Annotated in this window: 1 protein-coding gene; it reads left to right on the top strand. The window is 74.1% G+C overall.

Features of this window, described 5'->3' with window-relative positions; translation table 11 throughout:
- Nucleotides 1–460: RQC domain-containing protein (locus LPA54_RS38215; RefSeq protein WP_267488004.1), on the top strand; the 460-nt coding region annotated here is incomplete at both ends.

Genomic DNA, 460 nt, shown 5'->3' on the forward strand with positions numbered 1-460 from the left:
GCACGGTGGCGGCGCAAAAGGTGCTGTCCACGGTGGTGCGGCTGCAGCGGGAGCGGGGGCAGAAGTTCGGCGCGGTGCAGATCGTGGACATCCTGCTGGGCCGCCGCACCGCGAAGGTGATCCAGTTCGACCACGACCAGCTCTCCGTGTTCGGCATCGGCGAGGAGCTGAGCGAGGCCCAGTGGCGCGGCGTCATCCGCCAGTTGCTCGCCCAGGGACTGCTCGCGGTCGAGGGCGACTACGGCACGCTGGTGCTCACCGAGGCCAGCGGGTCGGTGCTGCGGCGGGAGCGGGAGGTGCCGCTGCGCAAGGAGCCCGAGAAGCCGGCCGCGTCCCGCTCGGGCGGTGGGGCGGGCCGCGACCGCAAGGCGAAGGCGGCCGTGGCCGAGCTGCCCGAGGCACTCCAGCCCGCGTTCGAGGCGCTCCGCGCCTGGCGCGCCGAGACGGCCAAGGAGCAGGG

The sequence above is a fragment of the Streptomyces sp. DH12 genome, from assembly GCF_020873895.1.
Classification (GTDB): domain Bacteria; phylum Actinomycetota; class Actinomycetes; order Streptomycetales; family Streptomycetaceae; genus Streptomyces.